General features: G+C 63.0%; 23 protein-coding genes. 10 read left to right on the top strand and 13 right to left on the bottom strand.

What is annotated here, in order from left to right:
* The 3 genes from P0M12_RS10470 to P0M12_RS10480 form a co-directional block, all read right to left on the bottom strand.
* Positions 1-480, bottom strand: a complete 480-nt coding sequence (locus P0M12_RS10470) for a carboxymuconolactone decarboxylase family protein (protein ID WP_003943220.1) — start codon at positions 478-480, stop codon at positions 1-3.
* Positions 477-1,601, bottom strand: coding sequence for a dihydrodipicolinate reductase (locus P0M12_RS10475; protein ID WP_277377673.1), 1,125 nt, complete (start codon positions 1,599-1,601; stop codon positions 477-479). Before P0M12_RS10475 ends, P0M12_RS10470 begins: the two co-directional genes overlap by 4 nt.
* A gap of 61 nt (positions 1,602-1,662) precedes the next feature.
* Positions 1,663-2,343, bottom strand: coding sequence for an NUDIX hydrolase (locus P0M12_RS10480; RefSeq protein ID WP_003943269.1), 681 nt, complete (start codon positions 2,341-2,343; stop codon positions 1,663-1,665).
* A 78-nt stretch (positions 2,344-2,421) separates the two neighbouring features.
* Between P0M12_RS10480 and P0M12_RS10485 the strand changes: the two genes are divergently transcribed.
* From P0M12_RS10485 to P0M12_RS10510, 6 genes are all read left to right on the top strand, one after another.
* Positions 2,422-4,359, top strand: coding sequence for an O-acetyl-ADP-ribose deacetylase (locus P0M12_RS10485; protein WP_277377674.1), 1,938 nt, complete (start codon positions 2,422-2,424; stop codon positions 4,357-4,359).
* A 269-nt stretch (positions 4,360-4,628) separates the two neighbouring features.
* The gene (locus P0M12_RS10490; protein WP_277377675.1) at positions 4,629-5,762 is read left to right on the top strand and encodes an Ig-like domain-containing protein; all 1,134 of its coding nucleotides are present in this window, start codon (positions 4,629-4,631) and stop codon (positions 5,760-5,762) included.
* A 29-nt stretch (positions 5,763-5,791) separates the two neighbouring features.
* Positions 5,792-7,537, top strand: coding sequence for an Ig-like domain-containing protein (locus P0M12_RS10495; RefSeq protein WP_277377676.1), 1,746 nt, complete (start codon positions 5,792-5,794; stop codon positions 7,535-7,537).
* 104 nt (positions 7,538-7,641) lie between these two features.
* On the top strand, positions 7,642-9,765 hold the full coding sequence (locus P0M12_RS10500; RefSeq protein WP_277377677.1) for a phospholipase C, phosphocholine-specific: 2,124 nt from the start codon (positions 7,642-7,644) through the stop codon (positions 9,763-9,765).
* Positions 9,766-9,845: 80 nt separating this feature from the next.
* The gene (locus P0M12_RS10505; protein ID WP_277377678.1) at positions 9,846-11,315 is read left to right on the top strand and encodes a cellulase family glycosylhydrolase; all 1,470 of its coding nucleotides are present in this window, start codon (positions 9,846-9,848) and stop codon (positions 11,313-11,315) included.
* Between the two features lie 83 nt (positions 11,316-11,398).
* Positions 11,399-12,460 (top strand): alpha/beta hydrolase, encoded by a 1,062-nt coding sequence (locus tag P0M12_RS10510; RefSeq protein WP_346772265.1) that lies wholly within the window; start codon positions 11,399-11,401, stop codon positions 12,458-12,460.
* A gap of 8 nt (positions 12,461-12,468) precedes the next feature.
* On the opposite strand, the gene P0M12_RS10515 is transcribed toward P0M12_RS10510, so the two are convergent.
* On the bottom strand, positions 12,469-12,795 hold the full coding sequence (locus P0M12_RS10515) for a helix-turn-helix domain-containing protein (RefSeq protein ID WP_019745900.1): 327 nt from the start codon (positions 12,793-12,795) through the stop codon (positions 12,469-12,471).
* A 56-nt stretch (positions 12,796-12,851) separates the two neighbouring features.
* Between P0M12_RS10515 and P0M12_RS10520 the strand changes: the two genes are divergently transcribed.
* Complete coding sequence (locus tag P0M12_RS10520) at positions 12,852-13,736, top strand: NAD(P)H-binding protein (protein ID WP_065456508.1); 885 nt, start codon at positions 12,852-12,854, stop codon at positions 13,734-13,736.
* Positions 13,737-13,797: 61 nt separating this feature from the next.
* Here the strand turns inward: P0M12_RS10520 and P0M12_RS10525 are convergent, their stop codons facing one another.
* The gene (locus tag P0M12_RS10525) at positions 13,798-13,926 is read right to left on the bottom strand and encodes a hypothetical protein (protein ID WP_003943237.1); all 129 of its coding nucleotides are present in this window, start codon (positions 13,924-13,926) and stop codon (positions 13,798-13,800) included.
* A 179-nt stretch (positions 13,927-14,105) separates the two neighbouring features.
* Positions 14,106-14,678 carry a TetR/AcrR family transcriptional regulator gene (locus P0M12_RS10530; protein ID WP_050654987.1) on the bottom strand — a complete coding sequence of 191 codons (573 nt, stop codon included), beginning with the start codon at positions 14,676-14,678 and terminating at the stop codon, positions 14,106-14,108.
* A 53-nt stretch (positions 14,679-14,731) separates the two neighbouring features.
* Between P0M12_RS10530 and P0M12_RS10535 the strand changes: the two genes are divergently transcribed.
* Positions 14,732-15,169, top strand: a complete 438-nt coding sequence (locus P0M12_RS10535) for a DUF2867 domain-containing protein (RefSeq protein ID WP_277377680.1) — start codon at positions 14,732-14,734, stop codon at positions 15,167-15,169.
* Here the strand turns inward: P0M12_RS10535 and P0M12_RS10540 are convergent, their stop codons facing one another.
* The 3 genes from P0M12_RS10540 to P0M12_RS10550 are packed head-to-tail and all read right to left on the bottom strand — an operon-like array spanning position 15,170 to position 19,067.
* Complete coding sequence (locus tag P0M12_RS10540) at positions 15,170-16,795, bottom strand: sodium:proton antiporter (RefSeq protein WP_003943093.1); 1,626 nt, start codon at positions 16,793-16,795, stop codon at positions 15,170-15,172.
* A 38-nt stretch (positions 16,796-16,833) separates the two neighbouring features.
* Positions 16,834-17,499, bottom strand: coding sequence for a YoaK family protein (locus tag P0M12_RS10545; protein ID WP_003943143.1), 666 nt, complete (start codon positions 17,497-17,499; stop codon positions 16,834-16,836).
* A 14-nt stretch (positions 17,500-17,513) separates the two neighbouring features.
* A complete protein-coding gene (locus P0M12_RS10550) occupies positions 17,514-19,067 on the bottom strand; it encodes an MBL fold metallo-hydrolase (RefSeq protein WP_003942885.1) in 1,554 nt (517 codons plus the stop codon).
* Between the two features lie 244 nt (positions 19,068-19,311).
* Between P0M12_RS10550 and P0M12_RS10555 the strand changes: the two genes are divergently transcribed.
* Positions 19,312-20,289 (top strand): ABC transporter substrate-binding protein, encoded by a 978-nt coding sequence (locus P0M12_RS10555; RefSeq protein ID WP_030536198.1) that lies wholly within the window; start codon positions 19,312-19,314, stop codon positions 20,287-20,289.
* 33 nt (positions 20,290-20,322) lie between these two features.
* Here the strand turns inward: P0M12_RS10555 and P0M12_RS10560 are convergent, their stop codons facing one another.
* Positions 20,323-20,808: a hypothetical protein gene (locus P0M12_RS10560; protein WP_042922885.1), complete on the bottom strand. Its 486-nt coding sequence runs from the start codon at positions 20,806-20,808 to the stop codon at positions 20,323-20,325.
* A 71-nt stretch (positions 20,809-20,879) separates the two neighbouring features.
* Positions 20,880-21,758, bottom strand: a complete 879-nt coding sequence (locus P0M12_RS10565; protein WP_003942926.1) for an alpha/beta hydrolase — start codon at positions 21,756-21,758, stop codon at positions 20,880-20,882.
* Between the two features lie 98 nt (positions 21,759-21,856).
* On the opposite strand from P0M12_RS10565, the gene P0M12_RS10570 reads away from it, so the two are divergent.
* A complete protein-coding gene (locus P0M12_RS10570) occupies positions 21,857-23,815 on the top strand; it encodes a BTAD domain-containing putative transcriptional regulator (protein ID WP_151098434.1) in 1,959 nt (652 codons plus the stop codon).
* Between the two features lie 4 nt (positions 23,816-23,819).
* Here P0M12_RS10570 and P0M12_RS10575 read toward each other — a convergent pair whose 3' ends face one another.
* Positions 23,820-25,394 carry a carboxylesterase/lipase family protein gene (locus P0M12_RS10575; protein ID WP_030536200.1) on the bottom strand — a complete coding sequence of 525 codons (1,575 nt, stop codon included), beginning with the start codon at positions 25,392-25,394 and terminating at the stop codon, positions 23,820-23,822.
* Positions 25,395-25,419: 25 nt separating this feature from the next.
* Positions 25,420-26,097 (bottom strand): GAP family protein, encoded by a 678-nt coding sequence (locus P0M12_RS10580; protein ID WP_277377681.1) that lies wholly within the window; start codon positions 26,095-26,097, stop codon positions 25,420-25,422.
* Positions 26,098-26,145 lie beyond the last annotated feature (48 nt).

Raw genomic sequence — 26,145 nt, forward strand, 5'->3', positions numbered from 1 at the left:
TCAGTTGCCGGGCAACACACATTGAGTATCGAGGCCGAGGACGTGGTTGAGCCTGCCGAAGGCCAACCACGATCCGAGGCACATGCTCAACTCGACGATTTCTCGCTGGGAATAGTGAGCGGTCATACGTTCCCAGAACTCGTCGTCGAGTCCGTGGTGGTCGAGGGCGTATCTCTCGGCGTATTCGGCAGCGAGGCGCGTCCTGTCGTCGAAGGCATCGGTGGTGCGCCAGTCGGTGACAGACTGATCGAACGTCGACTCCACAGTCTCGCCGTCACGCTCGGTGCGCCAGTCCTGACAGAAGATGCACCCGTTGATCTGAGCGATCCGAAGCCTGGCCGCCTCGAACTCACGGAGGCCGAGAGTTCCGTCTGTGTAGACCTTTTGGGAGAACCCGGCGGCCGCGGGTCCGATGCCGGGGACCATCTCTCCCCACACGTAGCCGATCGGATTCTTGCCTTCGGGTATGTCGATATTCATGTGAGTACCTCCGAGTTTCGGGCACCGAGCTTGCCGACGCCGGGTGTGAGCGGAACGTCCAGCGCGTCGTAGAGACCGGGTTCAGCCTGACGTAGCCAGGGAATTGCGTTGACGAGACGTCCTACGGCCGTGGCATTTCCACCGGCCGCGCGATTTCCACCTTCATCGGTGGCTTCGACGTTGATCTCGATTCGTGGTCGTCCTTCGACGATCACCTTGTGCGCGCCGTCGCCTCCGTCTGGCGGGAGCGGCCAGTCGCGGGCACAGAACGGATGAATACGCGTGACGTGTTCGATCACGATCAGGGGTTCCCCGCCGACGATTCCCTGAACCTCGAATCGCAGTGCGCCTTGGGTGCCGACCGCGAACTCCCCCATATGTTCGGTCGACACGGTTTCCTCGAGCGGGCGGCGCAGCAAGGTCTCGCGGATCTCGTCGAGTTCCACCCCGAGTGCCCGGGCGATGAGCCGAATCTGCCCGCCCCAGACCATGGTGGGTACGGTCGGCGCGACCATGGGAGGTTCGTAGTCCATCGGCTGACCCATCCCGATCAGGTAGCGGACAGAATCCGGCTGTTCGTAGGTCGTGTAGTCGAAGATTTCCTGACACCGGATCTGGTCGATTGTCCCCGCGAGCCCGCTGACGAGAATCGGCAGGATGTCGTTGCCCCAGCCTGGGTCGATACCGGAGACGAACAGAGCGCCGCCGCCCGCCTTAGCAGCAGCTTCGACGGGATCACGAAGTTCGGGAGGCGCAGATTTCGGGTCGTACAGCGCATATACCGACGGCGTGACCACCACAGCTCCGGCGGCCAGTACCCGCGTGATGTCGGCAACCGCGTCGTCGGGCCGAATGTCGCCGGACGCCGCGTAGACCACCGCGCCGGGAGACGCTGCGAGCACGGCATCGGCGTCGTCGGTAGCCGCGACGCCCAGGTGCACTCCCAGATCGGCGAGGTCACCGGCGTCGCGCCCGACCTTCTCGGGGTTCGCAACGATGACGCCGACAAGTTCGAGGGCCGGATTGGCTGTCACAGCGCGAATCGATGCACGCCCGACGTTGCCGGTACCCCACACGACAGTCGGAATCTTGGACTCGGCTTCATTCGAAACTGCACCCATCAATCGGACATTACCCAGCTCAGCGCGTCAGGTCAGCAGAACTGCAAGAATTCGTTTCACTTCATCCGGTCAAAAATGCCATTGCCTGCGCAGTCAGTGCGCCGTCACCCCGCCTCCGGTACGTCTCGGCGGGTCGGCCGTTACCTGGTCTGCTCATCTCGCCGGTACTTTCGAGCGCGTCGAACACCTGCCGGCGGAAGCTGTCCTTCTGGAACGGACGATCGAAGATCACCTCGTAGAGTCCCCGAAGTTCGGCGACGGTGAACGTCCCGCCCGACAATCCGTCCGGATCCACGTACGACGCATACCTCGTGCGTAGGTCCGTGACCGCGAGTCGCACCATGTCGGCGTGATCGAATGCGAGTCCGCTCACTGCCTCGTCGTCGTACACATCGACGAGAAGCGCCGAATCGGGCAGTGCCGATTCCGGTAGGCAAGCCGTGTGTGCGACCGACAAAACCCATCCACGGTCGTCGCGGTCCGGTCGGTCGAAGATCGCCAACTGGTGGAAGCTCGTCTGGGCCAACTCTGCCTTGACCGACAGGGCACGATCGGCTGCGGCCGTGAGCAATTCGCGTTCGTGCAGAAATGTTCCCGGTAGCGCCAGCGCACCGAGACGGTGCCGAACCACCAGAACTTTCAGAGATCCACCGCTGTACGTCAGCACCGCGACGTCCACTGCCACAGACGGACGCGGATAGTCCGTCAATCCCTTGCCGCTCGTGTCTGTCCATTTATTCACCCTTGCATGTTATCTCAAACATGATCTATGGTTAGCGCAAAGTTGATCAAACGATCATCGCGAACCGAAGAGGTGGCTATGAAACTCACCGCACAGCAGTCCGATCGAGCGGCCGGCGTTCTGCTCGGCACCGCAGCAGGAGACGCGCTCGGCGCCGGCTACGAATTCACCTACCCGAAGGCCGAGGTCACGATCGACATGATCGGTGGCGGCCCGTTCGACTGGGCGCCGGGAGAATGGACCGACGACGCCTCGATGGCAGTTGCGATCGCCGAGGTGGCCGCTACCGGAATCGACATCGGAAGCGCTGACGGTCTCGATGCCATTGCAGCACAGTTCATCCGGTGGTACGACTCGAAGCCCGCGGACATCGGCAACCAGACGCGAGCAGTGTTGTCCGTCCGCTCCGAAAGCGCAGCGGCGATGGCGGATCGTGCGCGGGCGATCAGCGGCCGCAAAGCCGGCAACGGCTCGCTCATGCGGACTGCTCCCGTCGCCCTCTCCTACTTGGACGATGCAGAAGGTGCCAGGTCGGCAGCGCACCGGATCAGTTCACTCACGCACGACGACCCGCGTGCCGGACAGGCGTGCGAGTTGTGGACCCATGCCATCCGCCATGCCGTTGTCTCCGGCAACTTCGACGGTGTTCGCGGCTTCCTCTCCGTTGCCGATCAGGACGTCGCCGAATACTGGGGCCCGCTGCTCGATCAGGCCGAAACCGGGAACCCGCAGGACTTCTCCAAGAACGGTTGGGTGGTGCATGCACTTCAGACTGCTTGGTGGGCAATCACTTCCACGGACAATGGCGATGCTCGCCACCTCCAGTACGCATTGGAAGCAGCAGTAAGAGCCGGCGGGGACACCGACACGACGGCGGCCATCGCGGGTGGCCTCCTCGGCGCCCGCTGGGGAGCGTCGGCGGTTCCCGCCCGTTGGCGCCGAATCATGCATGGCTGGCCGGGATACCGTTCCTCCGATCTGATTCGCCTGGCAATAAAGACTGCTCGCGGCGGTACCGACGACAAGAACGGATGGCCGTCGACGGCAGAACTCGACTACTCGAGGTTTCGCGGAACCCACCACCTGACGACGCACCCGCACGACGACGGCGTCATGCTCGGCGGCGTCGATGCGGTGTCCACTGCAGACTACGACGCCGTGGTCAGCCTGTGCCGCATGGGAACACGACAGGTCGCCCCTGATCACGTCGAGTTCTGGTTGGTCGACGACGGTCACGATTCCAACGCCAACCTCGAGTTCGTTCTCGACGACGCAGCGCGCACCGTCCAGGCGTTGCGGGCCGAGGGAAAGCGCGTACTCCTCCATTGCGTTCAGGCGCACAGTCGCACGCCGTCGGTTGCAGCGCGATACTCGATGTTGATCGGACGTGATCCCTACGACGTACGCTCGGCTATGCCGTGGGCTCGCCCGAAGCGTGAACTCTGGAACACGGCAGTCGGAAACGCGGCCGTCGGACACACAGCCGTCGGGTACCCAGGAGGATCCATGCCCGCTATTACAGTCGTCGAAGGTGACATCACGACGCTGACGGTCGACGCCATCGTCAATGCGGCCAACTCCAGGCTCCTCGGTGGTGGCGGTGTCGACGGCGCGATCCACCGAGCCGGAGGACCGGAGATCCTGAAGGCCTGCGAGGTATTGCGCAACACCAGCCTTCCCGACGGCCTGCCGGTGGGTGCGGCCGTGGCCACCACCGCGGGAAAGCTGCACGCCAAGGCCGTGATTCACACCGTCGGCCCGAGGTATTCGCGCTCCGAGGACCGATCCGGATTGCTTCGGTCGGCGTACACCCGCAGCCTCGCCGTGGCCGACTCGATCGACGCGCGAACCGCCGCCTTTCCGTTGATCTCGGCAGGGGTCTACGGCTGGCCGAAGGAAGATGCCGTCCGACAGGCCGTTTCAGCGATTCGCGCGGCGAAGACCGAGGTCGAGACGGTCACACTGGTGGCATTCAACAAGGAGACGGCAGAACTGATGCGCCGCGCGATCGCCTGACCGTTTACCGGGCCCACTTCACGCCACGTTAAAGCAGTGCAGAGCGGTCGGAGAAGTGGAGAAATTTCACCGGTTGGACGTTTGTCCAACAATTTGTCCGAATCGCATATTTTGCGGCTCGCTCTGTGTTCTACTCCTCTCCAGGGTTTGAGCTGGTAGTGAGCAAACGACGAGACGTATTCGATTCTCTGTCAGCTCGAGGCCGGTTCCCGGACCCGGCTTCAAGCCGAGAGCTCGATCTTGTCGAGCGCTACTCAAGGAGAATGTGAATGGTGTCGACGTTGATGCGCCGAGGAGTGGGGGTGGCCGCGTCGTTGACCGGATGCGTTGCCCTCGTGATCGGCGGAGCCGGAGTCTCGTCCGCCGCTGATGTGGACCTTCCGTTCACGGCATCGTGCCACGGGTGGCAGTTCCCCGGACCGATCACACACAACGAGACGCGTGATTCCGGCGTCACGATCAGTGCGCCGGCCGTGGTCCCGCCGAACTCCACCTTCACATACCGCCTCGCGCCCAAGCCGATGACGGTCCCCAAGGACGGTTACGACCTCAGGTCCGTCGTGAACTGGACGCGTCTCAAGTTCGATTTCGACATCCCTGCAGGCACCTCCTACGTGGGGGCGCAGATCGTGGCCGGCACCAGCTCGAATCTGGGTGGGGTCGCCCCGACGATCACGCGGGTGAACGATGCCGGTTCACCCGATCCGAGTGGGACGCATCTTCGTATCTCCGGCAACAACATCACGGCGGGCAACGGACCCAACACCGACGACAACGGCGGCGGCGGAATCGAGGTCGGTGGAGGAAAGACGTTCCAGCTCCCGGCAGTCGACGTCACCGTCACGTCAGGGGCTGTCGGCACCCAGATCAAGCCCATGCTGCGCGTGTCCGATTCCAACTCGGGTTCCTACGACAGTGCCGCCAACTACCTGACCTTCCTGCAGCAGGAGACCCTGCTCGGCGGCGTCAAATACTGGCTGACCACCAATTGCTCACCACGCGACAATCGTTCGGCCGGATTGAACGCCGGCGGCCGGCCGCTCGCCGTGATCAACGTCGACTCCAGCCTCGCTCAGACACAGACGCGAATCGACGCACCCGGTAAGGCCGTCGTCGGTGACTCCGTGGAACTGACGGCAACGGTCACTCCGTGGCCGTCGGGAGGAACAGTGCAGTTCCGTGACGGAGGGGTCGACCTCGGCGCTCCGGTGGCCGTCGTCAACGGCGTCGCAAAGGCCAACCGCACGATGACAACAGCGGGCGACCACAACATCACGGCGTACTACACGGGATCGGCCGGTTTCATGGAGTCGATGTCGGGCGCCGTGACGATCAACGTCGTCGAACCGTCCGAGCCCGAGCCTGGCACCGGTAGCCTTGGTACCCCCGGATTCGGGTCGTGAAAACTGTGAACAGAAACCAGGATTCGACGATGAACTCGAAACTCCTACGCGGCTCTGCGATTGCAACCGTCTCGGTACTGGCCGGCGGCTTGTTCTCCATCGTCGGCGGCGGGATCGCCTCTGCTGCCCCCGAGACCAAGAGCGTGGCCTTCACAACTGCATGCCATGTGCGCGAGATGGACGGTGTGGCAAGCCCGATCACGTTCAACGAGACACTCGGCTCGGGAGTCACCATCACCGCGCCGACCACCGCGGCACCAGGTGAGACCGTCACCTACCGCGTGCAGCCGAACGAGATGAAGGCAAACAGCGGCGGCCATGCCAGCCGTGGAGTCGTGCATTGGGCCCGGATCAAGTACGACTTCGACATCCCGTCCGGCGTCGAATTCGTGAGTTCCCAGCTTGTGGCGGACAGTGCGTACGGCCTCGGATCCGACAGTGCCACTCCGACAGTCACACGGATCGACGACGGCGGTAATCCATCGGCATCCGGTACGCACCTGCGTATCTCCGGATCGAATCGGACCACCGGAAACGGTCCGTCCTCCGCAGTTCGATCGAGTGACGGCATCATCGTCGGTGCCAACACCAAGTTCCGACTCCCCGCAGTCGACGTCACGGTCAAAGCTGGTGCGGCCGGTACCGAGATCAAGCCTTCGCTGAGGGTTTCCGATCCCGGTTCCGCCAACTACGACGACGACCGAAATGCGCTCACATTCGTCCAGCGCGAAAAGGATGTCTTCGGAGTCAACTACTGGGAGCGCTACAACTGCTCCCCGCGGGACAACAGGAACTCCGGCCTCAACGCCGGCGGCCAGGCCCTGACCACCATCTACGTCAGCCAACCGACAACCACCACAATCCAGATGCCCGGCTCGATCCAAGCCAGCACACCGACCGAGCTTGTCGCAAAGGTGGATCCGGCCCCGGTCAACGGAAACGTGCAGTTCAGGGTGGACGGCGCCGACGTCGGTACACCGGTCACGCCCGGTGCCGACGGCACTGCCCGGCTACCGCATACCTTCTTCACCGCCGGAACCGCGCGAGTCTCCGCAACGTTCCAGGGCGTCAACGGATTCCAGAGTTCCAACTCGACCGAGGCGATGGTGACGGTGACTGCCGCACCTGTCGTCAAGCAGACCGACACGGCCGTGAACGTTCCCACCGATGCTAAGACGGGCGTTTCGGTGTCGCTGAGGGCGCAGGTCACGCCGACACCCACCGGTGGCACTCTCCAGTTCAAGGACGGCGCTGCAGATATCGGCGCTCCGGTCCCGGTGGGCACTGACGGCAAAGCCACTCTGGAACATGCCTTCACCTCGGCTGGATCTCATGCCGTCTCGGCCTACTACTCCGGCGCAACAGGATTCATGCCGTCGATGGCACCCGCTCAAACGGTCACCGTGTCTGATCCCGCACCGTCCGATGTCACCACCTCGACCTCACTGGCAGCTCCCGCGACGACCAAGCAGAATGTCGCGGCAGAACTGTCCGCGACGGTCACCCCCAACCCCGGCGGGGGCTCGGTTCAGTTCTACGACGGCGACCAACCCATCGGACAGCCCGTTGTCGTCGGAGTCGACGGAGTGGCGCGACTGACGCACACTTTCGCATCGACGGGCGATCATCGGATCAAGGCGGCATACGCCGGGCGAAGTGGATTCACACAGTCCGCGTCGGACGAATCCGTCGTCAAGGTTTCTGCTGCGCCTGACGACGGCGGGAACGGCGGTTCGGGCAGCCTCGGTTCACTGGGCGGTCTCTTCGGTTCCTGATCGAATTCTTCTCGACGCTGTTGCCGCTGCACCGATTCGGAGCAGCGGCAGCAGCCTGTTGCGGCCGTGGTCATAGAACTGATTGATTTATCGATGGAGCACAAGTGTCCAGGAATTCTCTTTCTCGACGGTCGTTTCTCGCCGCCGGGGTCGGTGCAACTGCAGTCGCCGCTACTTCCCTTCTCCCGCCGTCGCTTCAGCGTGTACTGGCGACACCCGTCAACTCCGGCGGGCTCGATTCGATCGAGCATGTTGTCCTCGTCATGCAGGAGAACCGATCTTTCGATCACTACTACGGCGCACTGAGGGGTGTTCGCGGATTCGGGGATCCGAATGCGCTGCGTCTGCGCGGCGGCCACAGCGTCTTCGAACAACCCGGTCCTACCGGTCCTGTGCTCCCCTTCCCCATCCGCGATTCCGCTGCGGCACAACGCATGGACACCCAGAACGTGACCGGACTCGACCACAGCTGGGCGGGCGGACATGCCGCACTCGCCGACGGCTGGCACGACGGTTGGATCGCGGCAAAAACCAGTACGACAATGGCGTACTACGACCGGCAAGACATCCCGTTCCATTACGAACTGGCGGACGCGTTCACGATCTGCGACGCCTACCACTGCTCCGTACCGACATCGACGAGCCCCAACCGGAACTATTGGGTCTCTGGATACACCGGATACGAGCCACTTTCGCCTAATCCGACCGAGTCGGTCTTGCCTTCGGATCCGCCCGGCCCCGAGGGAAGAGCTGTAACCAATGCGGCCTATAACCCCTGGCACGCCGGCTACGGATGGACGACGGTTCCCGAGCGGTTGCAGTCCGCCGGCATTTCCTGGAAGACCTACCAGGAGTGGGACAACTTCGGAGACAACAACCTCGAATACTTCACTGCCTTCAAGAAAGTGGCGGCAGGACTGCTTGGTCGGCCAAGCCTGCTCCCCTACGAACTGCAGACCTTGGCCGGGTTCTATCTCGCCCTGCCGTCGATGCCGGCGCCGGTCCAGGACGCAGCGGTACTGGCCCTCGCGAATGCCGCAGACCAACTGTCGCCTGCTGATCGCCAACTCTACGATCGCGCGCTGTACCGATCCCGGCCCGGCACACTGGCCGCCGAGTTCAGGAAGGACGTCGAGTCGGGCCGACTGCCGCAAGTCAGTTATCTCGTTCCGTCCGAGGTGGATTCGGAGCATCCATCGGGTTCGTCACCTGCGGCGAGCGCAACACTGCTCTATCAAGTACTCGACGCCATCGCGTCCGATCCGGATCTGTGGGCGAAGACGGCCGTGATCGTCAACTTCGACGAGAACGACGGGTACTTCGACCATGTACCGCCACCTCGACCACCGCGCTGGGTCGAAGCCGAATGGGTCGGTAATCAGCCGCTCGGTCTCGGCCCGCGGGTGCCGATGACGATCATCTCGCCGTGGACTGTTGGCGGTTTCGTTTGTTCACAAGTGTTCGACCACACGTCCGTCACGCAGTTCCTGGAAAAGCGGTTCGGAATCACGCAACCGGAAATCGACCCGTGGCGACGCACGGTGAGTGGCGACCTGACGTCGGCGTTCGACTTCGCCAACCCGCGTAGCCGGCCGACGTTGGCGCGCCCGCAACCCACACCACCGCTGGAACCGCGATGGACGCCAACACCTCCCACCGAACAGAGAATGCCTCTGCAGGAAAGCGGCACTCGACCAGCACGGGCCCTTCCCTATCAGCCCGACGCCTACACGACGGTGAACCCGGAAACCGGCTCGTTGGCGGTCCATCTGGCCAATACCGGCGCCGCATCAACGCACCTGGCCTTGTACCCGTACGCAGGTGAGTTCGACGAGCCACGGCATTACGACCTCCTGGGTGAGGTCGATGACACCGTTGCGCTCAGTGATCGCGTTTACAGCCTGACCCTGTTGGGTCCCAACGGTTTCAGGCGCGAGTTCAGCGGAGCTACAGACAGTGCGGCAGCCTCGCTCGACGTCTCGACAACTGTCGACGCAGGGACGCGCACGCTTGTACTGACGGCGACCAATTCCGGAAGTCGTGCACTGACGGTCAATGTGGACGGAAACCGACGCAAACTCGCTGCCGGTGCACACTCTCGGTGGACGGTGCGTTCGGTGGACGGCTGGTATCAGGCCGCCGTGACGGTCGACGAAGATCCTGAATTCAAGCGCGTGCTCGTCGGACACATCGAAAACGGGCGGACCAGCGTAAGCCAACCGACGTGAATCGACACCGAGCGTTCAAGCCCAGGGCCGAATCCCCATTCGGACAAGTCAATCCATCCACACACCCAGAAGGAGTTTCCGTGCGTCGTATCCCGCTCTCAGCACTGATAGTCGCGGGCTCACTGATACTGGGCGGCGGAATTGCCGCGGCTCAGGGCAGCCTGCCCACGTCGGGGAGCGCCGATGGCACGTCGGTGCCACCGTCGTACCTGACCGACGACGCCGGGCGCTCCTTGATCCTGCGAGGGTTCAACACGGCGTCGAGCGCAAAAAGCGCACCCGACGGCATGCCGAAGTTCACCGAAGCCGATCTCGAGCGCGAACATGCCGACATGGGAACAAATTTCGTGCGTTTCCTGATCTCCTGGCGTTCGGTGGAGCCAGAGCCGGGACAGTACGACCAGAAATATCTGGACCGCGTCGAGGACCGGGTCAGCTGGTACGCCGAACGCGGGTACAAGGTCATGCTCGACATGCATCAGGACGTCTACTCCGGCGCGATCACACCAGAGGGCAACAGCGGCAACGGCGCCGGCAACATCGGCAACGGCGCACCGGCCTGGGCGACCTACATGGACGGCCTTCCGGTCAGCCCTCAAGACCGCTGGGAGCTGTACTACGTCCAACCCGGCGTGATGCGCGCATTCGACAACTTCTGGAACACCACCGGCCAACACCCCGAACTGGTCGAGCACTACGCGAACGCCTGGCAGGCGGTGGCCGAACGTTTTGCAGGCAATGACACCGTCGTGGCATACGACCTGATGAACGAGCCGTGGGGCGGTTCCCTCCAAGGCCCCGCCTTCGAAGGTGGGCCCCTCGCTGCCCTGTATCAGCGAACCACCAACGCCATCAGGGAAGTTGATCAGGACAGCTGGGTGTGTGTGGCCCCGCAGGCCGTCGGCGTCAACCAAGGTGTCCCCAGCGGACTCACGAAGATCAACGACCCACGAGCCGGCGAACAGCGAATCGCCTACTGCCCACACCTGTACCCGCTGCCCCTCGACCTCGGTGACGGATACTCCGGTCTCTCACGCACACTCACCGACGCGACCATCGACACCTGGCGCGACAGCGTCGAACACATCGCAGGCAACGTACTCGGCGGCGTTCCGATCATTCTCGGCGAATTCGGGCTCGACACAACACTGCCCGGCGCAACCGACTACATCGACCGCGTCTACACGACCGCCCGAGAACTCGGCGCGGGTGTCTCCTACTGGTCCAGTGATCCAGGTCCTTGGGGCCCGTACCTGCCGGACGGATCGCAGACACTCCTCGTCGACACCCTGAACAAGCCGTATCCGCGTGCCGTCGCGGGCACACCCACCGAATGGTCCTCGACCGTTGACCGCCTTCAGCTGACGTTCACCCCGAACCCCGCGGTAACGGCACCGACCGAGATCTACCTACCCGAAAGCGGCTTTCCCGGCGGCGTCGACGTCGCGGGCGCCGACATCGTGAACTGGAACCCCCAAAGCCGTCTTCTCACAGTGGAAACCGCGGACGACGCGGGCCCCGTCACGGTCACGGTGACGCCGGCAAGCTGATCGCGGGCGTCGAGATTCCTGGATATTTGTCCAGTTCTTTCGTAACGTACAAGCGACGGGTGATCAGCCGACGGAAGGCGAGTATGTCCACGGAGAAGATGTCTGTCCAAGATCGTGTTGCGCGGGTGCTGCTCGATGTCGTCGGCGCCTTACCGACCGGCGCGCAGCGCATTCTCGGTGGCAAGCCGAAGGAGATCGACGGGCAGACTCTGCACCCCGAGATCCAGCTTGCGCTGAGATTGCTCTCAGCGGTCGAAGGTACGAGCTTCGAGCATCTTCCGGTCGAAGAGGGACGGGCTCAGATCGACGCCGAATCGCGACTGTTCGGCGGTACGCCCATCGACATCGAGACGGTACGTGACCTCGAGATCCCGGCCGGGGATCACGCGATTCCGGCTCGGCTGTATCGCCCGGCCGGAGTCTCAACGCCCGCTCCACTTTTGGTGTACTTCCACGGCGGCGGGTTCGTCCTCGGCAGCCTCGAGAGCGGCGACAGTGTGTGCCGCTTCCTGGCCCGCCACGGCGAGGTCAGTGTGTTGTCGGTGGACTACCGGTTAGCACCGGAGTTCCCGTTCCCCGCCGGGGTCGATGACGCCGTCGCCGCATTCCGGTACTGCGTCGAGCATGCCACCGAGCTGGGTGCAGATCCGAAATCCATTGCGGTAGGCGGAGACAGCGCGGGTGGGAACCTGGCTGCCGTCGTCGCGCAGTCCACGACCGAAGACGACGTCAAACCAGTATTCCAACTGCTCTTCTTCCCCTGGGTGGACCTTTCGTCGAAGCGCCCTTCGCACAAGATGTTCGGCACCGACTTCTTTCTCACCGACGCCCAACTCGACTGGTATGCAGCCCATTACCTGTCGGGCGGCGCTTCGGCTCTCGACCCGCGAGTCTCACCGCTGCTCACTCCGGACCTGGCCGGCCTACCGCCCGCGTACGTTGCCGTCGCCGGTTTCGACCCACTACGCGACGAGGGCGAGGAATACGCGAACCGGCTGCGAGAGGCCGGAGTCCCGGTTGCACTCAGGCGTCACAGTGGATTGATCCATGCCTTCGTCAACACCACCGGTGTCGGCCATACCGGTCAAGATGCGATGTTCGAGGCCTGCGACGCTCTGCGGGTTGGACTTTCGGGCCCGCACTGAGGGCAGGGTCACGAAACGGGGAGTGCCAGATCCGCCCACTCGACCATCGCTTCGAGCACGGAGCGCAGTTCCATCCCCGTCGCGGTGAGTTCGTACTCCACTCGCGGCGGCACCTCGGCGTAGGCAGTCCGGGTCACCAGATCGAACTCCTCGAATCGCTTGAGCCTGGCGGAAAGTGTCCTGGGACTGATGCCGGGCAATGCGCGTCGTAGTTCCGTGAAGCGCATCGGGCCGTGCGTGAGCTCACGAACGATCAGCGTTGCCCACGGTCCGTCCAGAACCAGCAGAAAGCGCGCGACGCCGCACTCCGGAAGCACGTGACCTGATTCACTCATCGATTCCCCATTAGTTCACTTGAAGTAACTGGTTCCCAATCTGAACTATAGGCGTCATGACTTACACAGTGCATGGCGCCACCGGCGCACAGGGTTCTCCCGTTCTCGCGGGATTGGTCGCGGCTCTCGCCGGATCGACAGGTGCCGAAGTCCGAGCAATCACCCGCAACCCCGATCAGACGTTCGAGGGTGCGAACACCGTCGTCGCGGACAATGCGTCAGTCGACTCTCTCGCCGACGCTTATCGCGGGGTAGACGGGGTGTTCTTTCACCTGCCACTCGCCGGTGACACCGAGACGCTAGCCGGTTACGCCCACAACGTTCTGGCAGCAGCAAGAGTGACAGGTCCTTCGCGGTTCGTGATCTCTACCAGCGGCACGGTGACCGGCGACGCTACTTCGCCGCTTGCCGGTCCCAACACACCCGTTCTCTCCGAGCTCGTCGACGGACTCCGCGCCGAAGGTATCGCGGTGACCGTCCTGACCCCGCGTTTGTTCCTCGAGAATCTTCTTCTGCCCACCGTGCTGTCGGGGGTGAAAGACGAAGGGGTCCTGCGTTACCCACTGCGTGCCGATCTCGCGGTCGCATGGAGTTCACATCTCGACGTCGCTGATGCAGCCGTTGCGGCCCTGACTCTCGACGTAGCACCGGACGCGGTCGACATCGGACAGATTCCGGCGATCACCGGCATCGAACTCGCCGAGGCATTCGCCGAACACTTCTCGCGCGCGGTAACTTTCGAAGCCGTGACGCCCGATGCCTTCGGTGCGTCGATTGCGCCGATCATCGGAGGGGGCGCAGCAGCCGGGGTTTCCCAGCTCTACACGGGACTCGAATCTGCCGACAGCGTCGCGTTCGACTCCGCGACGGGTTCTGCCGTTGCCTTGGGCATCGTCGCCCGCAGCACCCGGGCCTGGCTGGTAGATCTCGGAGTGAACTGACCGGAGCAACGCAATCGGCCGGCTCCGCGACGTATCGCGTGGAGCCGGCCGATTTCCGGGGTTACCGGTGCGTGCGGGTCTTCAACTGGCGGTTCAGCTGCCGACTCCCGAAGTCCAGACCGGCACCGTCACTGGTGGCCAGCACGGTGAGTCCAGCGGCGACCAGCAACGAAATAAGCACAACGCTCATGGTGAGTCACCTTTCTTCCTGTCGTGAAACGGTTTTGCGCCTCCAGGAAATGTCGACATATCCGGCACCCCACTTCAGCTGACCTCAAAGTATCTGTAACTATGGGTTACGCGCAATGTGTGGTCCCTCACCTGAAAGCGCAGGGTGATGCGCAGATCACGCTGCGTTCGACGGCGGACTTACCTGGCCAGAACCATGTTCACGAACTCGTCGGCGAGCGCCTGAGCGTCCGCACCGCTGCCAGGAACCACATCGGGCGCACTGTGTACCAATTGCATCTGCCCCAGGTACATCGAATAGGCAAGTACGCCACGATGTTCCGCTTTCTGCCTGTCCATCCCCAGATCGACCAACAACGTCACGATGTAGGTAACTCGACGCTCGGTGACACGTCGAACCGCCGCCGAAACCAAAGGATGGCCGATCCCGGCAAGCAGTTCCAACTCCGCACGGCGACCGGCCAATCCGGTCGTGACCGAATCCACCAGACGACGCAACCTCACCTCCGCCGGTTCACCAGAGGACTCGACGGAGGAGATCAGTCTCTCGGTTGCCAAAACTTCCCACCGGCCGAGCGCAGCTTGCAGCAATTCGTCGCGGTTGGCGAAGTGCCAATAAAAGGAACCCTTGGTCGACCCGAGCGTGCGCGCCACCTTTTCCACTGCAACTGCATCAGGCCCATGGCTTGTCAGAGCCTGGAAAGCTGCATCGATCCACTGGTCGCGAGAGAGTCGGGCGCGGGCATTCGTCACCTCCGTACGGTACCGTATGGGTAAGTTCCATACGGCACCGTACGGAGGACGAAATGACACTCGCTTTCAAGGCAATGCCTGCACCGGACTGGGCAGAAGCCACCACGATCACCATCCCGGCTGTTCCGACCCATACATCCGAGGAGTGGGCGCAGGCAGTCTTCGACGTCAGGAATGTCCCCGCACCCGTCCTCGCGATGTTCTGGCTCAGGGAGCGGATAGTCGGACTGCTCGGCATCGCCAAGGGACGCTCCGACACCTTTGCCGTCGACAAGATCGCCGACGGCGAGGCCCTCATCGAAGCGGACGAGAAACACCTACGATTCGTCGCCTCGGTTCAGGCCGACAACGACGCCGGCCTCCTGCACGTCGTCACCGCCGTGGAGCTGAAGAACCGCGCGGGCCGAATCTACTTCGCACCCGTTCAGGTACTGCACGGCGTGATCACGCGGACAATGATGACGTCCGCTCGAAAGAGACTGTGCACGTGATCAACCGTCCGGACCGCCCTTGAGTTCGAGGCTGATCTGATCGGCATCCAGCGCGGCAAGTGCCGATCCGAGCATCCGTGCGTCGAACACGCCATCGTCACGTGCGTCGAGCAGTGCCTGACGCTGCGCGTCGATCACGTCGAGGCGGATCCTCTTCTTCGACCGACCCTCTGGCGGAACGACACTCGCAGCAGCATCTTCGAGGAGGTCGAGCAACCTGCGATGCTCGTCTAGTTCGGATTCGGTGAGGTCCTGCGCTGCCGGACCGGTCGCCACTACGACGCGCTTCAACGTTCCTCCCTGAAGGATCAACGAGCCTGCTGCCACCAGGAACGCAACCAAGATCAGGAGCGATCGACTCGGGGTGTCTTCCGGCAGAGTCTGCGCTGCAGCCAGAGTGACCGCCCCGCGCATGCCGGCCCAGATGACGATCGTGCCTTCACGCCATCCCAACGGCGCAGCAAGGTAGTAGTCGATATCGGCAACCGTCCGCCGAACCCGAACCTTGAACCTTTCCATCTGATTCGCCGAAGGTGCCCGGCGCCTGCTGCGTCGTTCGTCTGGCGGGTAATCCTCGGGATTGTCGAGGCGATTCGCGATGTCGGAGAGTCTGGGTTTCATGCGTTCACGAAAATTCGCCCGCGCTTGGAGCGCTCGCAGGAGCGGGGCCACGTACAGAGCCCGCACCAAGATCGTGAGGAACAGTGCACCCGCCGCCACGAAGACCGCCGTGGATATGCCCTCGTGGTCGACCCGGACATCGTCGACTATCGACGAGAGTTCAAGGCCCATCACCAGGAAGATCGCACCTTCGAGGACCAATTCGACTGTGCGCCAGTTCTGGGAGTCGGACAACCGGTGTCGCGGTGACAGCTTCCGAGGAGCGTCGTAGCCGGTGACGAGCCCGGCCACGACTGCAGCAACCAACCCTGACGCACCCAACTCTTCGGCGGGGATCGCCGCCAGAAACGGCACCGTGAACGAGATGACCGTGTTGACCGTCGAATCGGTGACACGGGCGCGAACCATCAGGTTGACCTTGCCGACGACAACTCCGATGACCGCGGCCACGACGACGGCAAAAGCGAACTTGCCCAACACACTCCACAGCGACACCGATGCGGCGGCCCCGGCGATGGCAGTACGCAACAGAACCAGAGCGGTGGCGTCGTTGAGCAGGCTTTCGCCTTCGAGGATCGACACCACACGCGGTGAGACCGGGAGTTTCTTGACGATGGACGTGGCGACGGCATCCGTCGGACTCACGATCGCGCCGAGTGCAATGCCCCACCAGATACCGAGTCCTGGTATCACCCAGGAGAAGAACACGCCGAGAACAAGCGCACTCACGACAACGAGCAGAACGGAAAGCCCACCGATGGCACCGAACTCACGCCGAAACTCCATCGACGGCATCGAGACCGAGGCGGAGTACAGCAGTGGCGGAAGCACGCCTGCCAGAATCCATTCCGGGTCGATGTCCACTGCTGGGACAAATGGTAAGAGGCTGACAACGATCCCGGCCATCACCAGAATCAACGGTGCTGCGACTCCGATCCGCGCTCCGAGCGTCGAGGCCGCGACGATTCCGAGCAGTCCGAGCACCACGATGATCAGAGCATCCACTGCTTCCCCCTGTACCCCGGATTTGTGTCTGGCTCTTTCTACACCTTTGCCGGAGACGGGGGCGAGACCTGCCAGGCAACGGCGATCAGAACAACCGTGAACGCCGATGCGGGCCACAGAGCGTGAAGACCGATCCATCGGTGAACCAACGCACCGACCACCGCGCCCGCGATCAACCCGGCACACATCCCGAAGTGCTGCAGCCACGCCCACTTCGGGCCACCCAGAAAGGCACCGGTCAGACGCTGGCCCATCTTGACCAGCGCACCGGTCATGTACGTGACACCGATCGTCACCTCGCCGTCGCGCTGGAACACCGAGTTGACGGCTCCCATCGCCAAAGCCATCGCCGAGATCGCGCCGGGGGTGACGTCGAGGCTGCTCATCACCGAACCGATGGACAGCAGCCCGGCTACAACCGCGAGCACCGTGACCTTGCGAGCCCGGACCGAATAGCGCTCCGTGAAGTGGGTGACGACGGTTCCCAGCGCGATTCCCAGGAGGAAGAGCACGATGATTCCGCCGGCAACTCTCGCGGTCGACCACACCCCGTCGGCAAATGCGACGCTCGCCTGCGTCATGTTGCCGCTCATGAACGAAACGAAAGGCCCACCGAGCGTGATGAATCCGAGCGCGTCGACGTAACCGGCCAACCCGGCGAGCGCTGTCGCCAGGCCGATCAGCGACCTGCTGTATCCCGTCACCCGACGAGCTCGGTTCAGCTCAGCTTGCTGGTGCGCAGCTCGTGGCCCTTGGACGTCTTGCAGCGGCCGGTCTCGAGATCCCACTGCCAGCCGTGCAGATCGCAGGTGAGGTTGGTGCCGTCGACGACACCGAACTTCGACAGGTCCGCCTTGAGGTGGGGGCAACGACGCTGAATCTCGTACCCGCCCAACTCGATAGACGCGCTGTCGTCGTGGGCCTCGGCGAACCAGCCGTCGGCGTACGCGATGCGCTCGTCGGTGAGGCACTTGAAGAACGTGTAGAGGAATTCGTTGTACCCACCGATGCGCCACGCCGTGAAGCGTGTCGACAGGAAGATGGTGTTGACCCAGTCGGGCTCGTCGTCACGCAGAACGGTGCGAACCAGTTCGGGAGCGATGCGGAAGCCGTAGCGGTACTTACCTTCTCCGTCGATGGGCTCACGAACGATCCGCTTCGGGAAGTCGAGGACGACCGTCTCCTCTCCCATCACGAGTCCGACGGGGTAGCCGATTCCGTCGCAGATCAGATCGGACTGAGCCATGATCGGCTCGAACTTGGCCTTGAGACCGTCGAGCAGCGGCTCGCCTTCGGCCGGAGCCCACGTGGCCTTCTGCGCGGCGATGACCGGTGCCATCTTCTGCGCCATCTTCTCGATGTACTCGGCCTTGTTGGAGAAGATCTTGTCGACGTCTGCGTCCGGGATGGGATGCGTCAGCGCGACCTTCTCGCTTCCGCGAAGTTCGACGGCCGAGCCGGGGATCATCAGCAGACCACGATCGTTGCCGTTGATGCGCATCTGCTCGAGGAACGTGATCTGGTCGGGGAAGATGTTTCCCTCGTCGCCGTGATCGTCGTTGAGGTAACGCAGGTCGTCGTCGAGGAAGACCGGCGGGCCGGCCGACGGAACAACCCAGGCAGCGTCGACCTGGGAGATGTAGTTGCGGCAGCGGTCCATGCCGCGCTGACGCTTCTGCTTGCCGAAGTTGCGCTTGGTGCCCTTCGGGATGTCGTAGACCATCGGGTACCAGATCGCGCCCGAGTACTGCAGCAGATGGATGTCGACCTTCCCGAAGGCGTCGGTCAGCGGGTCCAGGTCGACGGGCCTGGCGTCATTCATGTTGAAACAGGTGGTTTCCCCGTCCGAGACGACGAGGCCCGAGTCACCGATCGGACCGTCCGCGGGAGCGCGCAGAGCGATGATCATGATGTCGAGATCGCCCTTGGGACCGCTGACGGTGTGCTTGACGGAGTCTTCCGTCTCGAAGAACTTGTGGAAGCCGAGCTTCTCGAGTTCACGCTTGAGGTCCGGCACCGGGTAATCGGGGAGCAGGACTGTGGCGTCCTTGTTGACGTGCGCGATCAGATTCTTCGGATCGAAGTGGTCCTTGTGCAGGTGCGAGACGTAGAGGTAGTCGCAGTTGCCCAGCGCGTCCCAGTCCAACTCTGTGTTGTCGGGGAACGGCACCCAGGACGCAAAATACGTCGGGGTCACCCATGGATCACACAGTATGGATCCGGCCTCGGTCTGGATGTGAAATCCTGCGTGGCCGACGCTGGTGATCTGCATTGCAACCTCCGAAATCGTACTGCTGGTCAACTCAGCATAGTCGGCGCGATCAGGGCCAAATCGCGATCGAGGAGGCGGCCGGTTGTGACGTCATGCACGTCAGAGGTCGAAAGTGGGTTGTGAATCAGACCTGCCGGTGACGCGGACAACACTCTCTGTGCTGGCGTGTTCGCCGTATTTCTTGGCGTTCGCGGGAGCTGTTTCAGCATTCCCGAAGACAGCCCCTAAGGCTAACCTAACAAGCATGACTCGACTCCTTTCTCCCTCCACGACCGATCGCGACTACTGGGCGATCGTGGACAACCTGACGCGACGCGGTTTCTTCGGCGTCGGCGCGGGCGTCGCTGCGGCCGCGTTTCTCGCCGCGTGCGGCAGCACGGAAAGTTCGACGCCCGAGAACGCGGAGACCTTCGAGTTCACGCGCGGCGACGAGAAGCTGATCATTCCGACGGACCCACAGAACGTCGTTGCCCTCGACCCGCGGGACGGCCTCGAATTGTCGATCCTCGCCGGATACCCGGTGACCGCTTACCCGACCGGCGCCGCCGATCACCTGCGCCGTGAGGTCCCGGATGCCACGGGTGTCGAGATCTTCGCCGAAGGTGCTTCGGATCCCAACTTCGAATACATCTCGACTCTCGGCGCCGACCTTCTCGTCCTCAGCGCCGGCTGGTGGGACACCGGGTCGTACGGCAACGACCGGATGCAGCAGATCGCACCGGTCCTGCCCGTCGGCAAGGACTTCACCCCGGAGTGGCGGAAGGTCATGTCGGACTTCCTCACCGGCATCGGGCGCAGCGATCGCGCCGAAGAAGTACTCGCCGAGTACGACGCCCATGTAGCTCAGGTCCGCCCGACCGTCGAACCGCTGATGGCCGGCAAGAAGGTTGCCTTCGTCGCCGCCGCGGAGGATCAGATCGCGTGGTTCCAGAACGATTTCCGCACCGCCGTCGCCGAGGACCTGGGATTCGAGGTGCTCCGTGAAGGCCCCGACCTTCGCGTGATGCTCGGATCGGAGCAGTTCAACCGTCTCGAAGAAGCCGACGTCATCTTCGCCTTGGATCGCAGCGCCTCCGGCAGCGTGTACACCTCGCCGACGTGGCAGCGTCTGCCCGCCGCGCAGGCTGGTCGAGTGATTCCCTTCGACTACTACAAGGCCGCGGGATACGCCTTGACCGCCAAGGTTCTCGTCGACGACTTGGCGGCCGGGGTCAAGCGGTAGAACCCGACCTTCGTCGACCCGACGGGGCCCCGATCATTCGGCACCGGCGGCTCGTCCTGTCACGCGGTCCCGAAACTCGCGGAACGCTTGGAAACCACCGGTGAGCGCCCGCGCCAGTTCCTCGGCGCTGTCGACCCAGACGACGTCCTCCAACTCGGAAACGTCGTCGGGCTCGTGATTGCGCTGGGGAACGAGAAACGTCGGGTCACCCTGAGGGTTGACGATCAGGAACCCAGCCGCCGCGCAGAGGTCGTAGACGAACGCGCACTCGGCAGGCGACAGCGTCGCGTGGAAGATTCCACCACTGAGTGGATCGCTCTGCTCGAGCGAGTCGAGATGAAGGTCGGAGAAGGCCCCGTCGATCGTCAATGCCCTGTCGTCACGGTCGACGATCTCGCCTCCGTACGGGCTCTCGACCACGCGCAGCCCGTGCTGATCGAGGAAAGCGGCGACCGCCGCCCGATCAACATCGAGTTGCACGTCCTTCGTCACCCGCATGAAGTGCAGCGAGAAACCCATCGATCCCCCTCGTCCATTCGCGACGCACGTGATGCGCTCGCCAGTACCTCGACAGCCGAGAAGCGTCAAAACTACCTCTCGAGTAGGGTCCGGATCGCCTCGACCACTTCGGCAGGCGCCTCTTCTGCCATGAAGTGACCTGCGGACAGCGTGCGGTGCTCGAGATCGGGCGCCCACGCTTTCCACAGGGCCTCGGCGTCGTAGCCGAGCATCGAGCCCCAGTCCTGCTGAATGACCGTGACCGGCATGTGCAGTTGGTTGCCCGCCTCCCGATCGGACTGATCGTGTTCGATGTCGATGCCTGCCGACGCCCGGTAATCGGCAACGATCGACGGCACCGCCTCCCGTGAGGCGCGCAGGTATTCCGCCCGCACGTCTACCGGAATCGCTTCGCGGTTCTGCGTCCACACGTCGAGAAAGTACTCGAAGAACGCATCGGCGCTGGCGCTGATCATCTGCTCGGGAAGACCAGGTGGCTGAGCCATGAGATAGAGATGGAACGCCACAGCAGCATTCGATCCATGCAGGATGTCCCACATATCCAGGGTGGGGAGCACGTCCAGCGAGCCGAGTTGCGTGATCACATCCGGATGATCCAGCCCCGCTCTGACGGCAACCAGTGCGCCACGATCGTGGCCGACGAGGGCAAACTTCTCGTGTCCCAATTTCCTGGCCACCTCGACGATGTCGGCAGCCATTGTTCGTTTGGAGTAGGTGTCCGGGTTTTCCTCGACCGGTTTGTCGCTGGCTCCGTATCCGCGTAGATCCGGGCAGATGACGGTGTGATCCGACGCCAAGGCAGTGGCTACGTGACGCCACATGAGGTGAGTCTGAGGGAAGCCGTGCAGAAGGACGAGTGGTGTTCCGCTTCCGCCGACCGCGACGTTGAGCCGCACTCCGTCTGCTGTGGAAATCTGCTGGTAGTCGAAGCCTGGAATGGTGATAGTCATCGATCGCTCTCGTTAGTCGGGGTGATGGCAGGTCGGGGTGATGGCAATCAGCTTCGCCGCAGTCGATGAGCGTTCGATGAGCGCGATAGCGTGGGGAAATGCGAGACCACACATTTGAAGCCCCGGCTTTCGGAGTGCTCGGACCCGTGGTCGCGTGGAACGAGTCTTCACACCAGATCGATCTGAAGGGTCCACGACACCGAGCGGTCCTCGCTCGTCTCGTCGTCGCCCGCGGACGTGTTGTTCCCGTGGACGTGATTGTCGACGACCTCTGGGTCGATCCTCCGTCCGGCGCTACCAGCGCAATACGTACGTTCGTTTCCGCTTTGAGGCGTGCGCTCGAACCGGATCGCGCGCCGCGAAAGAAGCCGAAAGTCATTGTCACCGAAGGGCCCGGTTACGCCTTTCATGCAGCACCCGACGCGGTCGACGCTTGGGAATTCGAAAGACTGGTGCGAGAAGCCGCAGATTCGACGCCGGCGCAATCACTCGAACTGCTCCGAACCGCGCTGCAGCTGTGGAGAGGGCCGGCCTACGCGGAGTTCGCCGACGAGCCTTGGGCCCGAACGGAGCGATCACGCTTGGAGGAACTGCGTCTGACTGCCGTCGAACGCTTGGCATCCGCGCAGCTCGATCTCGGGCGAGCTGCCGAAGCGATTCCCGATCTGGATGCCCACGTGACGGAACACCCTTGGCGCGAGGAGGGTTGGCGACTACTCGCTCTGGCGCTGTACCGGTCCGATCGTCAAGGCGATGCTCTGGCAGTCCTACGTCGCGCACGGAAGTTACTCGCCGAAGAGTTGGGCATCGACCCTGGTCCACGACTGAACGACCTCGAGTCCGACATTCTCCGCCGGGAAACCCGCCTGGATCCTGTAGGGGCAGAACAGATCTTCAGTCAGGTTTCGGCAGCGTACGACCGGACCGTAGCGGCAGGATCGAAATCGAGATTGGAGTCAACCGTCGGCCTCCTCCGAAGTTTGGCAGTTGCGGGCGGAAGCGGACTCGAGACTGCCCGAAACCAACGACTGACAATCATCGGCGCCGCTGAACAATTGGACGACGTCGAACTCACCGCGCGGATCATCGGCAATTACGACGTGCCCGGGATCTGGACGCGATCCGACGATCCTCGGCAGGCTACGCAGATCGTCGAGACCGCTCAGCGCACTCTCGATCGACTTCCGGCCGGCAACGAACCCGCTCGGGCGAGACTGTTGGCGACAATCGCACTCGAATCGCGCGGACTGCCCGGTCATCACGGTCTCGAATGTGCCCGTGCCGCAGTACAGATCGGTCGCGCTCTCGACGATCCAGGGCTCCTGGCCTTCGCTCTGAACGGATTGTTCATGCAGACGTTCTGGACTAACGGTCTGGCCTCCGAGCGCGACGACATCGGCCGTGAACTGGTCGACCTCGCCATTCGACACGGCCTGGCTACCTTCGAGATCCTCGGCCATCTGATCCGCATGCAAGCCCTCAGCGCCCTTGGGCAATTCGATGCAGCCGAGCTACATTCCGAGACGGTTGATCGATTGGCCGGACGTCACGAACGCCCGTTGGCAGCGGTGTTCACCACCTGGTTTCGCGCTATGCGTACTGCCGCTGCCGGCGCGGAGGCCGCGCACTGCGAGAAGCTGTACGAAGCTGCGGCGGTCAATCTTTCCGATGCCGGCATGCCGGGTCTCGCGGACGGCATACTCCCTCTCGCAATTCTCGCCCTCCGCGTATGGCGGGGACTGCCGGCGATTTTCGACCCGACCACGCAGTGGGGCCCCTACGAACCCTGGGCCCGGCCACACCTGCTCATCGCACAGGGGCAGACGAACGAAGCAGCGAAGGCCGTCGAGGCATTGCCGGACCCGCCCGAAGACCTACTCTCCGAGGCACTGTGGTGCTTGACTGCCGCAGCGGCGACTGCAGTCGGCGACCGTCGAGTCAAGGAGCGTGCGCGAGCGGCGCTCCTACCTGCCGCCGCCGAAATAGCCGGCGCCGGAAGCGGAATGCTCACCGTGGGACCCGTCTCGCACTACCTGGCCGAATTGGAGCAGGGCTGAACCGTCAGGTGAATGCAATCACCGTCTCACCCCACGCCTCCCGGATCTCGCGGTCGAGATCAGCGACGACGGCATCGCGTTTGTCGATCAACAGTGTCGAGCGTGTGTCGGTGTCGTAAGTGGGCCACCCCGGGTCCGCACCCAGTTCGCGATCGTCCCCGGCGTCGTAATCGCCTGCAGCTCTGGCAAAGTCCAACCACCTCGCCTGCATGCGCTCAGAGACATGACGCGCCGCGCTCAAGCCACCCAACTTGTAGGTAATGTCTCGTGCCCCGTGGTTGATGTTGCCGAAGACGTAGGCAAGTTCGGTGCCGTGGGTCGCACCGATCTTCAGCGCCTTGAGCATCGGCGGCGCGTAGTCGAAGCGATACAACCACGTCGGCGCAACCTTGCTGTGCGCCTCGGCGATCCACAACGTAGGCAGCCGGAATCCGAAATCACGGGTCAAACCGAGACCGGCGCCCAGCTTGGACAGTCCCGAATACGCGCCTTCGATTTGAGAATGATCCGGTAGCTCGAGTCCTGGATGCTCGTCGGCGATCTCCGCGAACATCGACGTGATCACGACGGGATCGATCGGCATCAACGGCGACTTCATCATCCGGAAGAGCGAAGATTCGTCCTTGTTGGTTCCGATGATCAGCGGAATCGGGTGTGCATTGCCGTGACGGAACGCGCGCACCGGGTAGTCAGGGAGCAGATCACCGTCGACGATCGGCGCGAACGCCAAAGTGCCAGGCGTCTCCTGGGGGACGCGAGCAAACAGTTCGTCTGACGGCCCGATCAAGTCTTCGGCAGACGTGGACCGCAACAGACCCAGATCGCTTCCGCCGCTGAAGATCTCGAGAAACAGCTTCGCGACGATCTCACCACGTTCACTACCGTACACCGAAGTGGCGGGCGAACTTTCGGCAATAGCGCGATGAAACAGGCCGCGAGCGGACGGGACGGTCATCAGCGTCGTCACCGCGCCGCCACCTGCCGACTCGCCGAACAACGTCACTTTGTCGGGATCGCCACCGAAAGCCGCGATGTTGCCTTGAACCCATTGCAGCGCTGCAATCATGTCGCGGAGAGCGACATTGGGCTCGAAGGTATGTTCACTCGAATTGAAGGACGAGAAATCGACGAAGCCGAACACACCGATGCGGTAGTTGATCGAGACGACGACAACGTCGCCGTTCTCAGCCAATGTGGTTGCGTCGAAAAGTGGTTGGCTGGACGCTCCGCGGAAATACGCTCCGCCGTGAATCCAGACCATCACCGGTTTACCCGGCGCATCAGAACCGACGGGGCCCGGTGCCCACACGTTGAGGAACAGGCAGTCTTCGTCCATCGGAACGTTCTCACCGAGCGGGATCATCGCGAGTCGACTTTGCGGCTCACACGGCCCGAATTCTGTTGCGTCCTGGACCTCGGTCCATGGCTTCGGCGGAACCGGCGCGCGAAATCGCAGCGGACCGACCGGAGGTGCCGCGTAACGAATCCCCTTCCAACTCGACACCGAGCCTTCCGTCGATCCTCGAACCGGCCCGTACGTTGTCTCGACTACCGGCGCTTCGCTGGGTGTGATCGTCATTCGATTTCTCCTCGAAAACAAGTTGCTACTTCGACAGGGCTTCGACAACGTGCGAGAGTTCCAATGCTGCCAGCATCAGGAACAAAACGGTCATGATTGCTGCATTGTGGCGGATCAGAGTGCTTTTGGTGGCGCTCAGTGCATCGGTCACCTTCGCCGAGGGCACGGCAGCCAATGCTGACAGCACGATCAAAGCGATGGACGCCGCTAACGCGAACAGAACGGAGTACGCGATCACTGATACCCAGCCGAGGTGCCCGCCACCGATGATCGAACCTGCCTTGAGTTCGAGCGGCAGGTTCTTCGCGTTGGGTACGGTCAACAACAGTCCCAGAACCGCAGCTTTGGCCGGTTGCATCGAGTCGATCTGCGCCAGCCACGACGGCATCGCCGGCTCGGCATCGTCTTTCGGACGGCCACGCCAACTCGAGTACGCGAGCGCCAGAAAACCGACAGTGAACACGACGGCGAACACCGTCTGGACGGTATGCGCGCTGCCGCTGGACTTCGATTCCACTCCGGTGGTCGAGAGTGCCGTCGCTGCTGTAATCGCTGCCGCGGCCAGCACGATGCTCGCGGTGTACGCGAATGCATTTGCCTTCGCCCGAGTGGACAGCAGGATCGCGATGATCGCAACCAGAGGAATCGGGCTGATGACGACGCCGGTGGCGAGTGGGATGAGCTGCGCAGTAATCGATTCCATTTCTGCGACCGTACAAGCGGCCAATCCGGCCATTGGCGAAACGTTCGG

This window comes from Rhodococcus sp. RCBS9 (assembly GCF_029457415.1).
GTDB classification, from domain to species: Bacteria; Actinomycetota; Actinomycetes; order Mycobacteriales; family Mycobacteriaceae; genus Rhodococcus_F; species Rhodococcus_F qingshengii.